The sequence below is a fragment of the Thalassospira sp. CH_XMU1448-2 genome, assembly GCF_037027285.1.
Lineage (GTDB): Bacteria > Pseudomonadota > Alphaproteobacteria > Rhodospirillales > Thalassospiraceae > Thalassospira > Thalassospira profundimaris_C.
In genome coordinates, this window is record NZ_JAYMEA010000006.1 from 1 (window position 1) to 15,364 (window position 15,364).

Below are 15,364 nucleotides of genomic sequence, written 5' to 3' on the forward strand. Positions count from 1 at the left end.
ACACGACCAGTGCCGGAACGCCAACCTGACGTGCAAGCAGGATGTGCTCGCGGGTCTGCGGCATCGGGCCATCTGCTGCCGAAACAACCAGGATGCCACCGTCCATCTGTGCCGCACCAGTGATCATGTTCTTGACATAGTCAGCGTGGCCCGGGCAGTCGACGTGCGCATAGTGGCGGTTTTCGGTTTCATATTCGACGTGCGCGGTCGAGATCGTGATACCACGAGCTTTCTCTTCCGGTGCCTTGTCGATCATGCTGTAGTCCTGGAACGAAGCGCCACCCTGTTCTGCAAGAACTTTGGTGATCGCTGCGGTCAGCGTGGTTTTACCGTGGTCAACGTGGCCGACGGTGCCAACGTTAACGTGCGGTTTTGTACGCTCAAACTTTTCCTTGGCCATTGCCCTCAGATCCTATATCCGAACCAAAAAAACACGTAGTAACCCACCGCACGAGCCGACGGGTTGCATAATAAAATTGGAGCGGGTGAAGGGAATCGAACCCTCGTCGTAAGCTTGGAAGGCTTCTGCTCTACCATTGAGCTACACCCGCATATTTCTATCTGCGAGCTCTCGCGAGGGCGAGAGAGTGGTGGAGGGGGCAGGATTCGAACCTGCGTAGACTAAGTCGGCGGATTTACAGTCCGCTGCATTTGACCGCTCTGCCACCCCTCCATCAGGGTCTTAACGCCGTCCGGGTTTTGAGCCCGGCCTCGTTGCGGCGAGGGAGGGAATACGGTGGAGGGGCATGTGTTGTCAACAGCAAAAAAAACACGAAATCGTATTTCCTTTCCTATATGTTCCCCAAGCTCTGCTTTCAGAGTCAAACAAAGTGCATTCAGTTCCTTACGGCCCGGAGGTTTCCGCCATTATGTCGCGTCGCAACAAATCACGTTCAGGAAATCGTCACCCCGGTGACGTCGGGCAGGACAACCTCCCGCAAAGCGATGAAAACCGCGAAGGTAATTCGCGCCGTGGACGAAAGCGCGGTCGCGACAGCGGACCGTCGGGCGGAAATTCACGCCTGATTCTCTTCGGCCGCCACCCGGTAATGATGGCAATTGCCAATCCGCAACGCACGATTCACAAAATCTGGGCGACCGAAAATGTGCGCGACGAGATTAACGCAGCCCTCGCCGATGCCGAACGCACCGACGTCGCCGTTGATTCCGCCGGGCGTACCGACCTTGACGAGATGTTGCCGCCGGGCACCGTCCATCAGGGCATGGCCATTCATTGTGCCCCCCTGCCCCAGCTGTCGGTCGAAGAACTGATCGCTGACCACCGGGATTCGGAACAGTGTACGGTACTTATCCTTGATCAGGTAACCGACCCGCATAACGTGGGCGCGATTCTTCGAAGTGCAGCCGCCTTTGGCGCGTCAGCCGTTATCGTACCGGACCGTCACGCACCGCCTGAAACCGGTGTCCTCGCCAAGTCGGCCAGTGGTGCACTTGAAACCGTTCCCTATATTCACGCAGGCAACCTCAACCAGACGCTTGAAAAACTTAAAGCAGCCCATTTCTGGCTTGCCGGGATGGACGGATATGCCGAACAGACTCTGGCCGAGGCCAAGCTTCGTGGTCGCGTGGGAATCGTCATGGGGTCCGAGGGTGAAGGCCTGCGTCGTCTGACGCGCGAAAGCTGTGACTTCCTGGTCAAGCTTCCGATGTCTGATCGCATCGAAAGTCTCAACGTTTCCAACGCCGCCGCGGTTGCCCTTTACGAGCTTTATCGCAAGTAAACAGCACCCCGATTTGCCCCGAAGCAGGGGGATGTAAATTTCCCTGCTTCAAAGTCTTGCAATCATCTGCGGCCCGGATTATGTTTCGCGCCGCTCGAGCCGGCATAGCTATAATTGGTAGAGCAGCTGATTTGTAATCAGAAGGTTGGGAGTTCGAGTCTCTCTGCCGGCACCATTTAAAGAAAACCCCGCAAGCCGATGGCTGCGGGGTTTTCTTTTGGCTTCGATAAATCTCAGCTATCCGGGCATTCCCGCCACCTTTGTGACCCGTTCAAGCCCATCATCCCAGTTGGCCTTGCTGCCCGTCATGATGTGCGCATCAGGCACATTGGTGACCGGGGTATCAAGGCTTCCTGCTGGCACTACAACCAGTTTGCCGCCCATCTGTTCGCCTGGAACCGCAGAGCCACACGCCGAACAGAATGATTTCGCATGACGGGTTCCGGGCAAGGTGAAGGATGTAACCTTGTCTTTTCCGGTAAGCCAGCTGAGCTTCGCGCCTTGTGAAAACAGGTTGGCCGCATGCGCGGAACCCGTGTCTTTCTGGCAATATTTACAGTGGCACAGGAAAAAGGCATCAAAAGTGCCTGTTACCTCAAATGTCACCTGCCCGCACAGGCAGCTTCCGCTGTGTTTCTCGCTCATGATTTCCCTGCTTCGATCTGCCCTGCCCAATAGCCACAGGGTTGTTCTTTTCTTGTCGCCAACAACAACCGGTGATCGACATTTTAAGACATCACTTAGTGACTTGGTATCCCCTTCCCCTGCCCGCTATGCGGCAAGAAAGACCGTTCCAGTCATAAGTGTGCTCCGGATTCGTTAAAACGGCGCTGGCGGTCCATACAAACGCTCAGGGCGACGCAATCCTTCCGGTGCGTCGCCCTGAAACATTCATTCAGTCTGCGTGCCTAACCGTCGCGACGCGACGAAGCATAGCGTTCCGATTCTTCATAATATTCGTCGAACCCGATACGATTGCGCAGATCAGCCCAGTTCATCAGCTTGTCATCACGCGGTTGCCCTGCCTTCATGGTCTGCAAGGTTTCAACCATCGCCTTCATCGCTGCTGCCATCAAAGACAGAGGATAAGCCGCGATCTGATACCCGATTTCCTTAAGCTCTGCGGGTGACAGATCCGGGGTTTCTCCACCTTCGACGATATTGGCCATTTTCGGCCCCGGTAGCTCGGCGCAAAGGGTACGCATTTCATCAACAGTCTTCGGCGCTTCGACAAACAGAATGTCGGCCCCCAGTTCCTTGAACTTTGCCGCACGGTCAATTGCCTCGGACAGGCCGTGCTGATGACGGGCATCGGTGCGCGCAAGGATCAGGATATCTGCCCCGGCTTCGCGGGCATCAACGGCGGCACGAATCCGGTCGAACGCCTCGTCACGGCCGACCACTTCCTTGCCCTTGGTATGACCGCAGCGTTTTGGAGCCAGTTGATCCTCGATCATCACCGCGGCACAGCCTGCCTTGGCAAAGCCGGTAACCGTGCGTCTGACATTCATGGCATTGCCATAACCGGTATCGCCATCGCCAATCAGCGGAATCGAGATGGCATCAGTAATGTTGCGGGCCTGGTCAAGAACCTCGCCATAGGACATCAGGCCAAGGTCGGGCGCACCGATCCGGGCCGCAGATGTCGCGAATCCTGACATGAAGGTCAGAGCAAACCCTTCCTGTTCGATCAGCTTGGCAGAAAGCGCATCAAAACAGCATGGCATGGTGATCAGATCGCCGGTGGCCAGCAGCGCACGCAAACGATCCGCAGGTGTCATTATATGTGTCATCAGTCTTTACAGTTTGAACGGAATATAGAGTGCAAGGTCGTGCCAGACATAAAGAATGGCCGCACACAGGAACATCAGCATCAGGAACGGTGCCACACCACTCGCGACCTCACCCAAGCGGGCCTTGGCCACAGACTGGATGACATAAAGATTCAGGCCGACGGGCGGTGTAATCAGGGCACATTCGACCATGATCACCATATAGACGCCAAACCAGATCGGATCGAAACCAAGCGCAAGGGCCGCTGGCAACAGAACCGGCGTCATGATCAGAACCATTGATAATGCTTCGAACACAAGCCCCATCACCAGAAGAACAGCAGTTACAACCAGAATGAAGCCAAGGTCGGTATCTATGCCCTGCGTGATCATCATCGAGATGTCTTGAGGGATTCGATAGAGCGTGATCGCCTTGCCAAAGATTTTTGCCCCGGCAATGATCAGAATGATCGCAACCGTGGTTGCCATACTGTCAAACACTGCCTTTTTAAGCGCATCCCATGTCAGAACCCGCATGATCGGGCCGGTAATGATCAGCGACGCGGCAAATCCGATTGCGGCGGCTTCGGTTGGCGTAAAGGCGCCTGAATAGATCCCCGAAATAATCAGAACCGCAAGAATGACAGACGGCAAAGCCTTAAGCGTTGCACGACGACGTTCTGCCCAGCCCTGTTTGGGTTCGCTTTCCTGTCCGCCCATACGGGCATAGATCATCGAGAAAATAATAAAGAAGACCAGCAACGCGATCCCCGGCCCGATTCCGGCAAGGAACAGCGAGATCACCGATTCTTCGGTCACAAAACCATAAATGATCATCGGAATCGATGGCGGGATCAGAATGCCAAGCGTGCCACCCGCAGCCAGAAGACCATAAACGAACTTCTTGTTGTAGCCGCGATTGATCATTTCCGGAATGGCGACCGTCCCGATGGTCGCAGCGGTCGCAACCGACGAGCCCGAAATAGCCGCAAACACGCCACAAGACAGAATGGTTGCAACCGCAAGCCCGCCCGGCCAATGCCCAACCCAGGCACTCACCGCCGCAAACAGGTCATTGCCGACCCCCGCACGCAGCAGGATGTTCGACATCAACAGAAACAGCGGCACCGCCAGAAGGATAAAGCCATCAAGGGTGGAAAGAACGGCTTGCGGGGCCATCAGTGGCGAAAAGCCGCCCAGCAGCAACATCGCAAGACCAAGGCCGCCAAGGGCAAAGGCAACAGGCACGCGCATCAGCAAAAGCGCGAACATTGCTGCAAGGGTCAGAAGAATGGTCATTCATGTGCCCCTTTCGGAATTTCCTTGCCGCGCAGAAGGCCGACAATTTCAATAACGGACTGCACTGCGAGTAACGCAAATCCAAGTGCCACCGGCAGCTCTGCCACCCAAGCCGGAAGATCAAGCATCGTGCCACTGGTCCGGCCGCGCTCGTAACTTTCGTAAAAGATTTCCCAGCCCTTGAAAGTCACCATTACCGAAAAGGCAAAGATGCAGGCCATGGCGGCAATTTCGATGCCACGCTGAACCGGTTCGGAAAACAGTCGGGTGACAGCATCCACCGAAATATGGCGACGTGCTGCCAAGGCCCAGGGCATACCAAGCAACGCGCCCCAGATCAGGCAAAGTTGCGAAAGCTCTGCCGCCCAGATCGTCGGACGGACAAAGAAATAGCGCGCAATAACTTCATAGGTCAGCATGCAGCCAGCCAGCACAAACAGGATGGCCGCGACCCATGCCAGACACAGCATTAATCGATCAAACATCTTAAAAACGAATGCCGTTGCTCAGGTGCAAATGATTGTGCGGCCCGACAACAGTCATCTCCTGATCTCAAAGGGGGCGGAAAATCATCATCGTCCCAACCGGCCGGGCGACACTTGGCCGGAAATATGGCCTTGAAGCCCGGGATCAGGACGATGATGCGATCAGATCAAAGGCGATCATCGGGTCATCACACGTCAAACCTGTGATGACCCTTTTGATGATCAGAATTTCTGGGCAGCTTCGAAGACCTGTTTGCCGAGGTCACCGGTATGGGCAAGGAATGCCTCGTAAACCGGTTTGGCAGCTTCGCGCCACGCAGCCATTTCTTCCGCAGTCGGATTGTAAATGGTCATGCCGTTCGCTTTGGCTTCTTCATATGCAGCAGCCTCAATTGCCGTCATGCGATCACGAACATCATTTTCGGCATTCACTGCCGCGGTCGAGATGATGTCACGCTGTGCATCGGTCAGGCCGTTCCAGAAATCGGTATTCACAACCACGATGAATTCAATGTCAGCGTCGTTGGTGGTGGTGACGGTGTCCATGACTTCCCAAAGCTGACGGGATTTGACACCCGACATGCCGGTCATGCCAACATCAACCGTGCCGCGCTGATAAGCGATATACTGCTCGGATCCGGAAATCAGGGTCGGTGCACCGCCAGCTGCAGAGATGAAATCACCCTGCGTTTTGGAGAAGACGCGAACTTTTTGACCTTTAAGGCCATCCGGGCCTTTGATCGGGCCGCCATTCGACAGCATGATCGACCCGCCATAAGCCTGCCACCACAAAACCGTCGCACCGGTTTCAGCAATCGCGGCATCAAGCGGCGCGCGGACCGGAGAATCCGGGGAAACGGCCTTGCGGACCTTTTCTTCGTTATCAAGAAGGAACGGCTGATAGAAAACGTCAACAGCCGGAACATCACCAACATAGCGGGTCAGCGACGCCACACCCATTTCAATGGCACCCGAACCGACAGCAGCGGGCACTTCCTTGTCTTTGTAAAGCTGGGCTGAGTCGTAAATCTGAACTTCGATGTCGCCGTTCGATTTCTGCTCGACCTCGTTCTTGAACATCAAAAGGTTCTGGCCAAGGTGGCTTTTCATTGGCAGCTGCAGCGAAATGCGCAGGGTCAGATCAGCCGCGTGAACCGCACCGGAAAAGCCGACAGCCGTCATCAGGGCCGCCGCAAGGGCAAATTTCTTCATAATGAGCTTCCTCCAGGAACTTTTATTCTAATTCTTTATGCCGGACGGCAAAGATGCGCCTATTTTCCGTTGGCATTCAACATCTTTTGCGTTCGACAGTGCTCCTATCAGAAAACCCTTAGTGCAACGCACAAGACCCTGAAGCATGGGAATTAAAAGGAATATCGGGAAAGAATTCAGAAATTTGTCGCAATGCAAAATTGCGAATTCTACCGGCAACTTACCTGCATCCTTTGGCCCTGGCATGCCAGAACCGGCATATTGGATACAATTTCGGGAATCGCCCGTAGTATCAAAAGGCTAGTCTTTCAGGCGCTTAAACATAATTGTGGTTGCGCTGAGCTTGTCGGAAAACGGATCGCGGGCATAGTCCGGGATCACCCCGGCAGTTTCAAAACCAAGGGACGTATAAAGCCGTTCGGCACTGTCCCCTGTGCGGGTGTCGAGTGTCAGCAAACTGCGTCCCAGCTCCCGGGCACGATCTTCTGCCGCCAGCATCAATTCCCTCGCGATCCCGCGACGCCGGCAATCGGGGCGCACCATCAATTTGCTGATATCGCCACGATGGGCCTGATTGGGCATGGTGTCGCAGTCAAGCTGTACGGTGCCGACAATCCGGTCATCGTCAAGGGCCGCAAAAAGTGTTCGTCTGCCACCGGCCATGGCCGGAAGAGTCCGGTAGCGCCAGAACGCCACGGCTTCGCTGATCGGGAACGGCTCAATAAAGCCGATACTCGCCCCGTCATGAACGCAGGCATGGAGCATCTCGCCAAACTGATCAAGACGAGCCTCAAGCGTGTCTGCATTCAGGCGCACAATCAACGGGGCATCAGTAATTTCAGATTTGGTCATGGTGGCGGACTTCCCGGATGGTCATTCGACAATAAACAGGTGATAGCGGGCACCGGAATGCCTGGGGGTCTGGAACACATTGCCACCGCGCAACTGATAGCGCAGGCAATCCCCGGCCTCCAGATTGTGGCTCTGGTGATTGACCTCCATGATCAATTGGCCCTCAAGCATCACCAAATGATGTTCCAGCCCGTCACGTGGCGTCCCGGCATATTCGATCCGCGTATCCGCATCGATTTCGACTTCAAGCACCTCGCCCGACAGATTGCGCGATGTGGGTGAAACCAGACGGCGACGATATCCGGTTTCCGGATCGGTCCAGACCTCCTGACGGGCGCGTGTGATCAGCGGGATAAAATCCTCTTCGACCATTTGCATCAATCGCGACAGAGTGACACCAAAGGCAACGCAAAGCTTGCCAAGAACACTTGCCGTCGGACTGACCTCGCCATTTTCGATGCGTGATAGACTGGCACGGCTAACGCTGCTGCGTTTTGCCAGCTCATCAAGCGACCATCCCCGTTCCGAGCGCAGGGATGACAGGCGTGCGGCAAGTCGTTTTTCGATGTCGTCCATCTTTCATCTTTGATCTCAATAACGGGATATTTTTCCATTTACGAGAAATCGTCAAGGTAAAAAAACCGGCCCCGCCTTATCAATACGGGGCCGGTTCACGCATTGGTCCGTCTTGTTTCGATGCAGTCAGATTGCCCAATCAGGCATTTGACGCGGGAATGCGGGCGATCACCTTGATTTCGAAATCAAAGCCGGCAAGCCAGTTCACGCCAACTGCCGTCCAGTTCGGATACGGGGCCTTGTCAAAGACAGCCCCTTTTACATCCATGATATCTGCAAACTGGTTTTCCGGATCGGTATGAAAGCTTGTGACATCAATGATGTCCGCAAGACCGCATCCGGCAGCGGCAAGGATGGCCTTGAGGTTTTCAAATGCCAGCGCGACCTGTTTTTTAAAATCGGGCTCAGGCGTGCCGTCTTCACGACTGCCAACCTGACCCGAGACGAAAAGCAAGTCACCGGATCGGATGGCCGGGGAATAACCGTGTGCGTCGTAAAGCGCATGACAGTTTGGCGGAAAGATTGCTTCATTTGCGAGGGTCATGAGGACCTCCTTTTCAGGAAAATTCAGAGTGTATGGTGTTTTGATCTCATTTCAGATACGCTACGTATGTGAAATGAGAGATACTCACATACGCAGCGTATGTCAATTAATATACGCCGCGTATGTCAAACTCGGAGTGCCTGATGGCTGCCAAAACCCGTGCTGAAAAAATGGAAGAAACCCGCGTCAAGCTGATCGCCGCAGGACGCAAGGCCTTTGCCGAAAAGGGATATGTGAGCGCATCAATGGATGAACTGACTGCAACGGCCGGTCTGACGCGTGGCGCGCTTTATCATAATTTTGGGGACAAGCTCGGACTGCTTGGGGCCGTGGTCGATGAAATAGACTCGGCCATGGCCCAAAAGGCCAAGGACGCGGGTGAAGCAGCAGGTGGCGGCTGGAACGGGCTTATTGCCGAAGGCCGCACCTATATTGAATTGGCACTTGATCCCGAAATACAGCGCATCGTTCTTCGCGATGGCCCGGCGTTTCTGGGGGATCCGTCACAGTGGCCAAGCCAAAACCGCTGTTTGCAGGCAACAATCAAAACCCTGAACGAGCTGGCAAAGAACGGCGCAATCAAACCGGTTGATATAGAAGCACTCGCCAGACTGCTGAATGGCGTTGCTCTTAATGCTGCACTTTGGGTCGGGACAAGCGAAGATCCGCAAGACACACTTCACAAGGCCATTGCGGCCTTTGAGTGCCTTGCATCAGGTGTCTTGGTAAAGCCTGCCTCAGAATGACGCCGGCCTGAAACGGGGCGGGAAATTCGGGGCGGTCACGTCACATTCCACCCCCTGCCCCGTCAAAAGAACGGCAGGCTTATTTGCCGCCCTCAAGATCAAACCCGGCACGCACCCAACTTTGAATGCCCCCCTTAAGGTTGCTGACCGCGCAATCGACATGGGCCAGAACGGCATTGGCCGCCCCAAACGAGCGTTGCCCCACCGCGCAGACAAAAACCAGATCGGTGTCCTGTTCGTCGGTCAGATCAACAAGGGCCGCAATATCAAAATTCGAGGTCGGCATATTGATTGCGGTTTCGATATGGCCGGTTGCAAATTCATCGGGCTCACGGACATCGATCACGGTCACACTTTCCTGCCCGATCATAAGATCGAGTTCATGCGGTTCGACAAACTTTACGGCACCGTCGGTCATTTCATTTTCCCTGTCTGGCGGTCCTCGCCGCCACTGTTCTGACATTCCTGATCAGGGGCAGTGATAGCGCCGGGCAATCGGCTTGTGCAAATGCAAAATAATTTTGCCTCCGCGCATGACGGGCAAGCTCCTTGCTGACAGCCTGCCTTGGTCACTCAACCGTGATCAATCTGGCGGAAATTCCTTGGATAATACTTATGTCTTACCTTGCGGAACCGATTGCAGCTTCCCAAGTCAATTATAAGAACATTTTACAGTGGCGACGATCATGGTCATCCCGACAGGTTGGCGCCCGTTCAGGTCTTAAGTTGATCGAAAGGGTTGCCGCAACGGGGCCCAAATACCGCAACCCAAAGTAGCAAATATTCAATTGTGAAATGGCAAAGACAACAGCTTCAAACTCTTGGCATCTTCTGCCGCACATTAACCTTAAGCTAAATACAGTTCGTTAGAATATTTACTGTCAGGCAAATGCATCGAAACGACTTTTGCTGACGTACACAGAATCAGGCGGCCGCAATCAGGTCTGCTGCACCGCAAAACACGCAGGACAGGAAACGATAGTTCGACACCAGAGAGATAACGTTTGAAAGGAGACCGCGCCATGGCTGAAGAGAAGGATATCTTCGAGCTGTATGCGGAAGGATATGACGGAAAGCAAGAAACCGAACTGACCATCCGTGACTACCTCAATCTCTGTCGCGAAGATCCAACGGCCTATGCCTCGGCCGCTGAACGCATGATCGCAGCGATTGGCGAGCCGGAACTGATCGACACGTCGACAGATTCCCGTCTTGGCCGCATTTTCCTAAACCGAACCATCAAACGTTACCCGGCTTTTGCCGATTTCTTCGGAATGGAAGAAACGGTCGAACGCATTGTCGGATTCTTTAAATACGCGGCCCAGGGGCTTGAGGAACGCAAACAGGTTCTCTATCTGCTTGGCCCGGTTGGCGGGGGCAAAAGTTCACTGGCCGAACGTCTCAAGGAACTGATGGAACGAGAACCCATCTATGTTTTGAAGGCCGGTGATCAGATCAGCCCGGTTTTCGAAAGCCCGCTTGGCCTGTTCAACCCCGCAAAAATGGGCGATGCCATCGAAGACAAATACGGCATTCCCAAACGTCGCCTCACGGGGCTTATGTCGCCCTGGGCTGTTAAGCGCCTTGACGAATTTGGCGGTGATTTGACCAAATTCTCGGTCGTCAAACTGATCCCGTCACGTCTGCGCCAGATTGCCATCGCCAAAACCGAACCGGGTGATGAAAACAATCAGGATATCTCGTCGCTGGTCGGCAAGGTCGACATCCGCAAGCTTGAATATTACAGCCAAAATGACCCGGATGCGTATAGCTATTCCGGTGGTTTGAACCGCGCCAACCAGGGCATTCTTGAATTCGTCGAGATGTTCAAGGCGCCGATCAAAATGCTGCATCCATTGCTGACTGCAACGCAGGAAAGCAACTATATCGGCACGGAAAACCTCGGCGCGATCCCCTTCCAGGGTCTTATCCTTGCGCACTCAAACGAATCAGAATGGCAGACATTCAAGGCCAACAAGAATAACGAGGCCTTCATTGACCGTATCTCGGTGATCAAGGTGCCCTATTGCCTGCGGGTCACCGAAGAAACCATGATCTATGAGAAGCTGCTTCAGGGATCAGAGCTTGAACAAGGGGCCTGTGCGCCCGGAACGCTCAAGATGCTGGCACAGTTTTCCGTCCTGTCGCGGTTGCAGGAACATGAAAACTCGAACCTTTATTCCAAGATGCGTGTCTATGACGGCGAAACATTGAAAGATGTCGACCCCAAAGCCAAATCCATGCAGGAATACCGCGATACGGCCGGTGTGGATGAAGGCATGGATGGTATTTCAACCCGCTTTGCCTTCAAGGTGCTTTCGGAAACCTTCAACCATGACACCCTTGAGGTCGCAGCCGACCCCGTCCATCTGATGTATGTCCTTGAACAGGCGATCCGGCGTGAACAATATCCGGAAGAACGTGAAAAGGACTATATGGACTTCATCAAGTCCGAACTGGCCCCGCGTTATGCCGAGTTTATCGGGGCGGAAATCCAGAAGGCCTATCTCGAAAGCTATTCCGATTACGGGCAGAACCTGTTTGATCGTTACGTATCCTATGCTGATGCATGGATCGAGGATCAGGACTTCAAGGATCCCGATACGGGTCAGCTTCTTGATCGCAAGATCATTGATCAGGAACTTTCGAAAATCGAAAAACCGGCGGGCATCGCCAATCCGAAGGACTTCCGTAACGAGGTCGTCAAATTTGCCCTGCGCGCACGCGCCAATAACAAGGGCAAAAACCCGGCATGGACGTCTTATGAAAAACTGCGCGATGTCATCGAAAAACGCATGTTCAGTCAGGTCGAAGACCTGCTGCCGGTGATTTCGTTCGGCTCGAAAAAAGACAGCGATACCGAAAAGAAACACAACGAGTTCGTCAAACGCATGATCGATCGGAGCTATACCGAACGTCAGACCCGTCGTCTGGTTGAATGGTATATGCGCGTGAACAAGGCCGGATAAGCCACGCCCTCGGCTTTCCGACCCTGCCGGGCGGTTTCTCCCTTGTCCGCCCGGTCTTTATCCCGTCACAGGATGGGCAAAACCGGCCCACCCTGTGACGCCCAAGGCCCGGACGACCTGCATTTTGCACCATAAAACCCGTTGCAGGGATGCGCCCCGGTCCATGGACGAGATCGCCAAGGATGTGACTGCCCATGCTTTATATCGTTGACCGCCGCAAGAACCCGACAGGCAAAAGTCTTGGCAACCGACAGCGTTTCATGCGCCGGGCCAAGGCTCAGATCAAAAAAGCTGTCGAAAACACCATCCGGTCGCGTGGCATTACCGATATCACCAGCGGCGATCAGGTCACCATTCCCGGAAAGACCCTTAAGGAACCCGGTTTCCACCATGCCGGACGTGGCGGCAATCGCAACTATGTCCTGCCCGGTAACAAGAAATTCGTTCAGGGCGATCGCATTGCGCGCCCGCAAGGCGGGGATTCCGGGGCTGGCGGATCGCAGGCAAGCCCGGATGGCGATGGCGAGGATGATTTCCAGTTCACACTTACCCGTGACGAGTTCCTTGATATCTTTTTCGAAGACCTCGAACTGCCGGACCTTTTGAAAAAGAGCCTGAAACAGACCACCGCATTTCGCAATGCGCGCGCGGGATTTTCGGTCGAAGGAACCCCGGCCAATCTCAGCCTTGTGCGCACCATGCGCAATTCACTTGCCCGGCGGATTGGCCTGAGACGCCCCAAAACTGCCGAAGTCCGCGAACTGGAAGAAAAGATTTCCGCCCTTCAGGACAAGGCCGAAAAGCGCCCCTCAGGCAAACTGACCAAGGCTGATGAAGATACATTGCATGGATTGCTGGCCGATCTGGAAGAAGCCAAACGCCGCATGAAGGCAATCCCGTTCATTGATCCCATCGACACCCGCTATAATCAGTTTCAGCAAATCCCCGATCCCAACACGCAGGCTGTGATGTTCTGTTTGATGGATGTTTCGGGTTCGATGTCCGAACAGATGAAGGAACTGGCAAAGCGGTTCTTCATGCTGCTGCATCTGTTCCTGCATCGCCGCTATGAACATGTCGAAGTGGTGTTCATTCGCCATACATCGCGCGCGTCCGAGGTGGACGAGGAAACGTTTTTCTATTCGCGCGAAACCGGCGGCACCATCGTTTCCACCGCGCTGGAAGAAATGAAAAAGGTCCTTAAGGATCGCTATCCGACCGATCAATGGAACATCTATGCCGCACAGGCATCCGATGGTGACAACTATTCCAATGACGGGGTGAAATGCACCACCCTGCTGGCCGAAGACCTTCTGCCGAAATGCCAGTATTACGCCTATATCGAAATCACTGACGAACGCGAGGCCGAGATTTTCGCTGCCGCCGAAGGCGAAACCGCGCTTTGGAAGGCCTATGCCCCGCTTGCCAGTCACAATCCGCGCTTTGCACTTAAGCGCGTGACCAAGGCATCCGACATCTTCCCGGTATTTCGGGAACTCTTTGCCAAAAACCGCACGGAGGCCCGGGTATGAGCACCAAAGCCAAAACCAACGACACCCCGGCACCAGATACCAGCAAACTTCTCTTCACCAGTGCGGACTGGGATTTCGAAACGCTGAAATCGACCTATGACGCGATCGAGGAAATCGCGCTGAGTGAACTCAAACTGGATGTCTATCCCAATCAGGTCGAAGTCATCACATCCGAACAGATGTTGGATGCCTATTCATCGATTGGCATGCCGCTGATGTATCACCACTGGTCATTTGGCAAACGGTTCGTGCGCGATGATGTCATGTATCGCAAGGGTTATCAGGGACTGGCCTATGAGATCGTGATCAATTCCAATCCCTGCATTTCCTACGTGATGGAAGAAAACACCATCGTCATGCAGGCTTTGGTCATCGCCCATGCCGCGTTCGGGCATAACCACTTCTTCAAGAACAACTATCTGTTCAAACAATGGACCGATGCTGAAGGCATTCTGGATTACCTGCAATTTGCCAAGAGCTATATCGCCAAATGCGAGGACCGTTATGGCTTTGATGCGGTCGAGCGGGTTCTTGATGCAGCCCACGCCCTGATGGAACAGGGTGTGAACCGCTATTCGCACCCGGAAAAACCCAATCTTGCGGTCGAGCTTGAACGCGAACGCGAACGGGCGAAATACGAAGACGAGACCTATAACGATCTGTGGCGCACTCTGCCCCAGCCTGATCAGGGCGATCAGGATATGGACGAGCTCAAACGCAAAATGCGGATCGAGGAACGGCGTGCGCAGTTCGGCCTGCCGGAAGAAAACCTTTTATATTTCCTCGAAAAGAACGCGCCGTCCCTGCATGCGTGGGAACGTGAAATCATCCGCATCGTGCGCAATATCGGCCAGTATTTCTATCCGCAGAAACAGACCAAGATGATGAATGAAGGCTGCGCGTGCTATGTGCATTACGCGATCATGAACAGCCTGTATGACAAGGGCCTGATTTCCGAGGGTGCTATGATGGAATTCATCGACTATCATTCCCGCGTGGTGTTTCAGGCCGATTTTGACGATCCGCGCTATTCGGGTTTCAACCCCTATGCGCTGGGCTTTGCCATGATGCAGGATATCCACCGCATCTGCATTGACCCGACCGAGGAAGATCGTAAATGGTTCCCCGATATTGCGGGCAATAATGAACCTGTGGAAACGCTCAAGGAAGCCTGGGCGCATTACCGCGATGAAAGCTTCATCCTTCAATTCCTCTCGCCCAAGCTGATGCGTGACATGCGGATGTTCATGATCGACGATCAGAACACCACGCCGCATCTGGAAGTCGCCGCCATCCATGATGACAATGGCTATCGCAAGGTCCGCCGGTCGCTTGCCAGAATGCATGACATTTCAGTGCGCGAACCCGACATGCAGGTTGTCGATGTTGATATTCGCGGCAACCGCCAACTTTATATCCAGCACACCGAGCATGACGGCATCCGTCTTGAAAAATCCGACGCCCAGATGACGCTTGGCTATATCGGGCAGCTTTGGGGATATGGTGTTACCCTTCAGGCGGTCGATTACGAAACCGGCGAAATCCTTCATGAGATGAGTTACACACCAGAAGATCTGGCCGGTAACTGATATTCGTCTTTCACACAGCTCAAACGAAAAGAGCCGCCCTTGGGCG

15 protein-coding genes and 3 tRNA genes are annotated in these 15,364 nt (G+C 54.2%); 6 read left to right on the top strand and 12 right to left on the bottom strand.

The genetic code is table 11. The features are described from left to right. From WA318_RS17930 to WA318_RS17940, 3 genes are all read right to left on the bottom strand, one after another. Positions 1-400 (bottom strand): GTP-binding protein (locus tag WA318_RS17930; RefSeq protein WP_336083349.1); only part of this gene is annotated, 400 nt, incomplete at its 3' end. 77 nt (positions 401-477) lie between these two features. Beyond that, positions 478-551, bottom strand: a tRNA-Gly gene (locus WA318_RS17935). A 37-nt stretch (positions 552-588) separates the two neighbouring features. Then, positions 589-673: transfer RNA gene (locus WA318_RS17940), tRNA-Tyr, on the bottom strand. A gap of 196 nt (positions 674-869) precedes the next feature. Here WA318_RS17940 and rlmB point away from each other — a divergent pair. Together rlmB and WA318_RS17950 are read left to right on the top strand one after the other, a co-directional pair. Then, positions 870-1,742, top strand: a complete 873-nt coding sequence (gene rlmB, locus WA318_RS17945) for a 23S rRNA (guanosine(2251)-2'-O)-methyltransferase RlmB (protein WP_336083351.1) — start codon at positions 870-872, stop codon at positions 1,740-1,742. A 98-nt stretch (positions 1,743-1,840) separates the two neighbouring features. Continuing rightward, positions 1,841-1,917, top strand: a tRNA-Thr gene (locus WA318_RS17950). Between the two features lie 62 nt (positions 1,918-1,979). Here the strand turns inward: WA318_RS17950 and WA318_RS17955 are convergent. The 8 genes from WA318_RS17955 to WA318_RS17990 form a co-directional block, all read right to left on the bottom strand. Further along, positions 1,980-2,387, bottom strand: coding sequence for a GFA family protein (locus WA318_RS17955; protein WP_114099349.1), 408 nt, complete (start codon positions 2,385-2,387; stop codon positions 1,980-1,982). Positions 2,388-2,650: 263 nt separating this feature from the next. Further along, on the bottom strand, positions 2,651-3,523 hold the full coding sequence (locus tag WA318_RS17960) for an isocitrate lyase/PEP mutase family protein (RefSeq protein WP_181850367.1): 873 nt from the start codon (positions 3,521-3,523) through the stop codon (positions 2,651-2,653). An 18-nt stretch (positions 3,524-3,541) separates the two neighbouring features. Further along, the gene (locus tag WA318_RS17965) at positions 3,542-4,813 is read right to left on the bottom strand and encodes a TRAP transporter large permease (protein WP_114099348.1); all 1,272 of its coding nucleotides are present in this window, start codon (positions 4,811-4,813) and stop codon (positions 3,542-3,544) included. After that, on the bottom strand, positions 4,810-5,298 hold the full coding sequence (locus WA318_RS17970; protein WP_336083354.1) for a TRAP transporter small permease: 489 nt from the start codon (positions 5,296-5,298) through the stop codon (positions 4,810-4,812). The genes WA318_RS17965 and WA318_RS17970 overlap by 4 nt, the downstream gene beginning before the upstream one ends. A 222-nt stretch (positions 5,299-5,520) precedes the next feature. Next, positions 5,521-6,510, bottom strand: a complete 990-nt coding sequence (locus WA318_RS17975) for a TRAP transporter substrate-binding protein (RefSeq protein ID WP_114099346.1) — start codon at positions 6,508-6,510, stop codon at positions 5,521-5,523. Positions 6,511-6,810: 300 nt separating this feature from the next. Further along, positions 6,811-7,362 carry a GNAT family N-acetyltransferase gene (locus WA318_RS17980; RefSeq protein WP_336083356.1) on the bottom strand — a complete coding sequence of 184 codons (552 nt, stop codon included), beginning with the start codon at positions 7,360-7,362 and terminating at the stop codon, positions 6,811-6,813. A gap of 21 nt (positions 7,363-7,383) precedes the next feature. Next, the gene (locus WA318_RS17985; RefSeq protein WP_114099344.1) at positions 7,384-7,938 is read right to left on the bottom strand and encodes a helix-turn-helix domain-containing protein; all 555 of its coding nucleotides are present in this window, start codon (positions 7,936-7,938) and stop codon (positions 7,384-7,386) included. Between the two features lie 139 nt (positions 7,939-8,077). Continuing rightward, on the bottom strand, positions 8,078-8,482 hold the full coding sequence (locus WA318_RS17990) for a RidA family protein (RefSeq protein ID WP_336083359.1): 405 nt from the start codon (positions 8,480-8,482) through the stop codon (positions 8,078-8,080). A gap of 143 nt (positions 8,483-8,625) precedes the next feature. Between WA318_RS17990 and WA318_RS17995 the strand changes: the two genes are divergently transcribed. Then, positions 8,626-9,228, top strand: a complete 603-nt coding sequence (locus WA318_RS17995; protein WP_336083361.1) for a TetR/AcrR family transcriptional regulator — start codon at positions 8,626-8,628, stop codon at positions 9,226-9,228. Positions 9,229-9,307: 79 nt separating this feature from the next. Here the strand turns inward: WA318_RS17995 and WA318_RS18000 are convergent, their stop codons facing one another. Then, the gene (locus WA318_RS18000) at positions 9,308-9,646 is read right to left on the bottom strand and encodes a rhodanese-like domain-containing protein (protein ID WP_336083363.1); all 339 of its coding nucleotides are present in this window, start codon (positions 9,644-9,646) and stop codon (positions 9,308-9,310) included. Between the two features lie 604 nt (positions 9,647-10,250). Here WA318_RS18000 and WA318_RS18005 point away from each other — a divergent pair. From WA318_RS18005 to WA318_RS18015, 3 genes are all read left to right on the top strand, one after another. Continuing rightward, on the top strand, positions 10,251-12,197 hold the full coding sequence (locus tag WA318_RS18005) for a PrkA family serine protein kinase (protein WP_114099340.1): 1,947 nt from the start codon (positions 10,251-10,253) through the stop codon (positions 12,195-12,197). A gap of 194 nt (positions 12,198-12,391) precedes the next feature. Further along, entirely contained in the window at positions 12,392-13,729 is a 1,338-nt protein-coding gene (locus WA318_RS18010) for a YeaH/YhbH family protein (protein ID WP_336083366.1), read from the top strand. Beyond that, positions 13,726-15,318, top strand: coding sequence for a SpoVR family protein (locus WA318_RS18015; protein WP_336083368.1), 1,593 nt, complete (start codon positions 13,726-13,728; stop codon positions 15,316-15,318). The genes WA318_RS18010 and WA318_RS18015 overlap by 4 nt, the downstream gene beginning before the upstream one ends. Positions 15,319-15,364 lie beyond the last annotated feature (46 nt).

What these genes read in the sequence shown, in the direction of transcription:
- rlmB (WP_336083351.1), top strand. Translation starts at nt 870, where the DNA reads ATGTCGCGTCGCAACAAATCACGTTCAGGAAATCGTCACCCCGGTGAC.
- WA318_RS17955 (WP_114099349.1), bottom strand. Translation starts at nt 2,387, where the DNA reads ATGAGCGAGAAACACAGCGGAAGCTGCCTGTGCGGGCAGGTGACATTT.
- WA318_RS17960 (WP_181850367.1), bottom strand. Translation starts at nt 3,523, where the DNA reads ATGACACCTGCGGATCGTTTGCGTGCGCTGCTGGCCACCGGCGATCTG.
- WA318_RS17965 (WP_114099348.1), bottom strand. Translation starts at nt 4,813, where the DNA reads ATGACCATTCTTCTGACCCTTGCAGCAATGTTCGCGCTTTTGCTGATG.
- WA318_RS17970 (WP_336083354.1), bottom strand. Translation starts at nt 5,298, where the DNA reads ATGTTTGATCGATTAATGCTGTGTCTGGCATGGGTCGCGGCCATCCTG.
- WA318_RS17975 (WP_114099346.1), bottom strand. Translation starts at nt 6,510, where the DNA reads ATGAAGAAATTTGCCCTTGCGGCGGCCCTGATGACGGCTGTCGGCTTT.
- WA318_RS17980 (WP_336083356.1), bottom strand. Translation starts at nt 7,362, where the DNA reads ATGACCAAATCTGAAATTACTGATGCCCCGTTGATTGTGCGCCTGAAT.
- WA318_RS17985 (WP_114099344.1), bottom strand. Translation starts at nt 7,938, where the DNA reads ATGGACGACATCGAAAAACGACTTGCCGCACGCCTGTCATCCCTGCGC.
- WA318_RS17990 (WP_336083359.1), bottom strand. Translation starts at nt 8,482, where the DNA reads ATGACCCTCGCAAATGAAGCAATCTTTCCGCCAAACTGTCATGCGCTT.
- WA318_RS17995 (WP_336083361.1), top strand. Translation starts at nt 8,626, where the DNA reads ATGGCTGCCAAAACCCGTGCTGAAAAAATGGAAGAAACCCGCGTCAAG.
- WA318_RS18000 (WP_336083363.1), bottom strand. Translation starts at nt 9,646, where the DNA reads ATGACCGACGGTGCCGTAAAGTTTGTCGAACCGCATGAACTCGATCTT.
- WA318_RS18005 (WP_114099340.1), top strand. Translation starts at nt 10,251, where the DNA reads ATGGCTGAAGAGAAGGATATCTTCGAGCTGTATGCGGAAGGATATGAC.
- WA318_RS18010 (WP_336083366.1), top strand. Translation starts at nt 12,392, where the DNA reads ATGCTTTATATCGTTGACCGCCGCAAGAACCCGACAGGCAAAAGTCTT.
- WA318_RS18015 (WP_336083368.1), top strand. Translation starts at nt 13,726, where the DNA reads ATGAGCACCAAAGCCAAAACCAACGACACCCCGGCACCAGATACCAGC.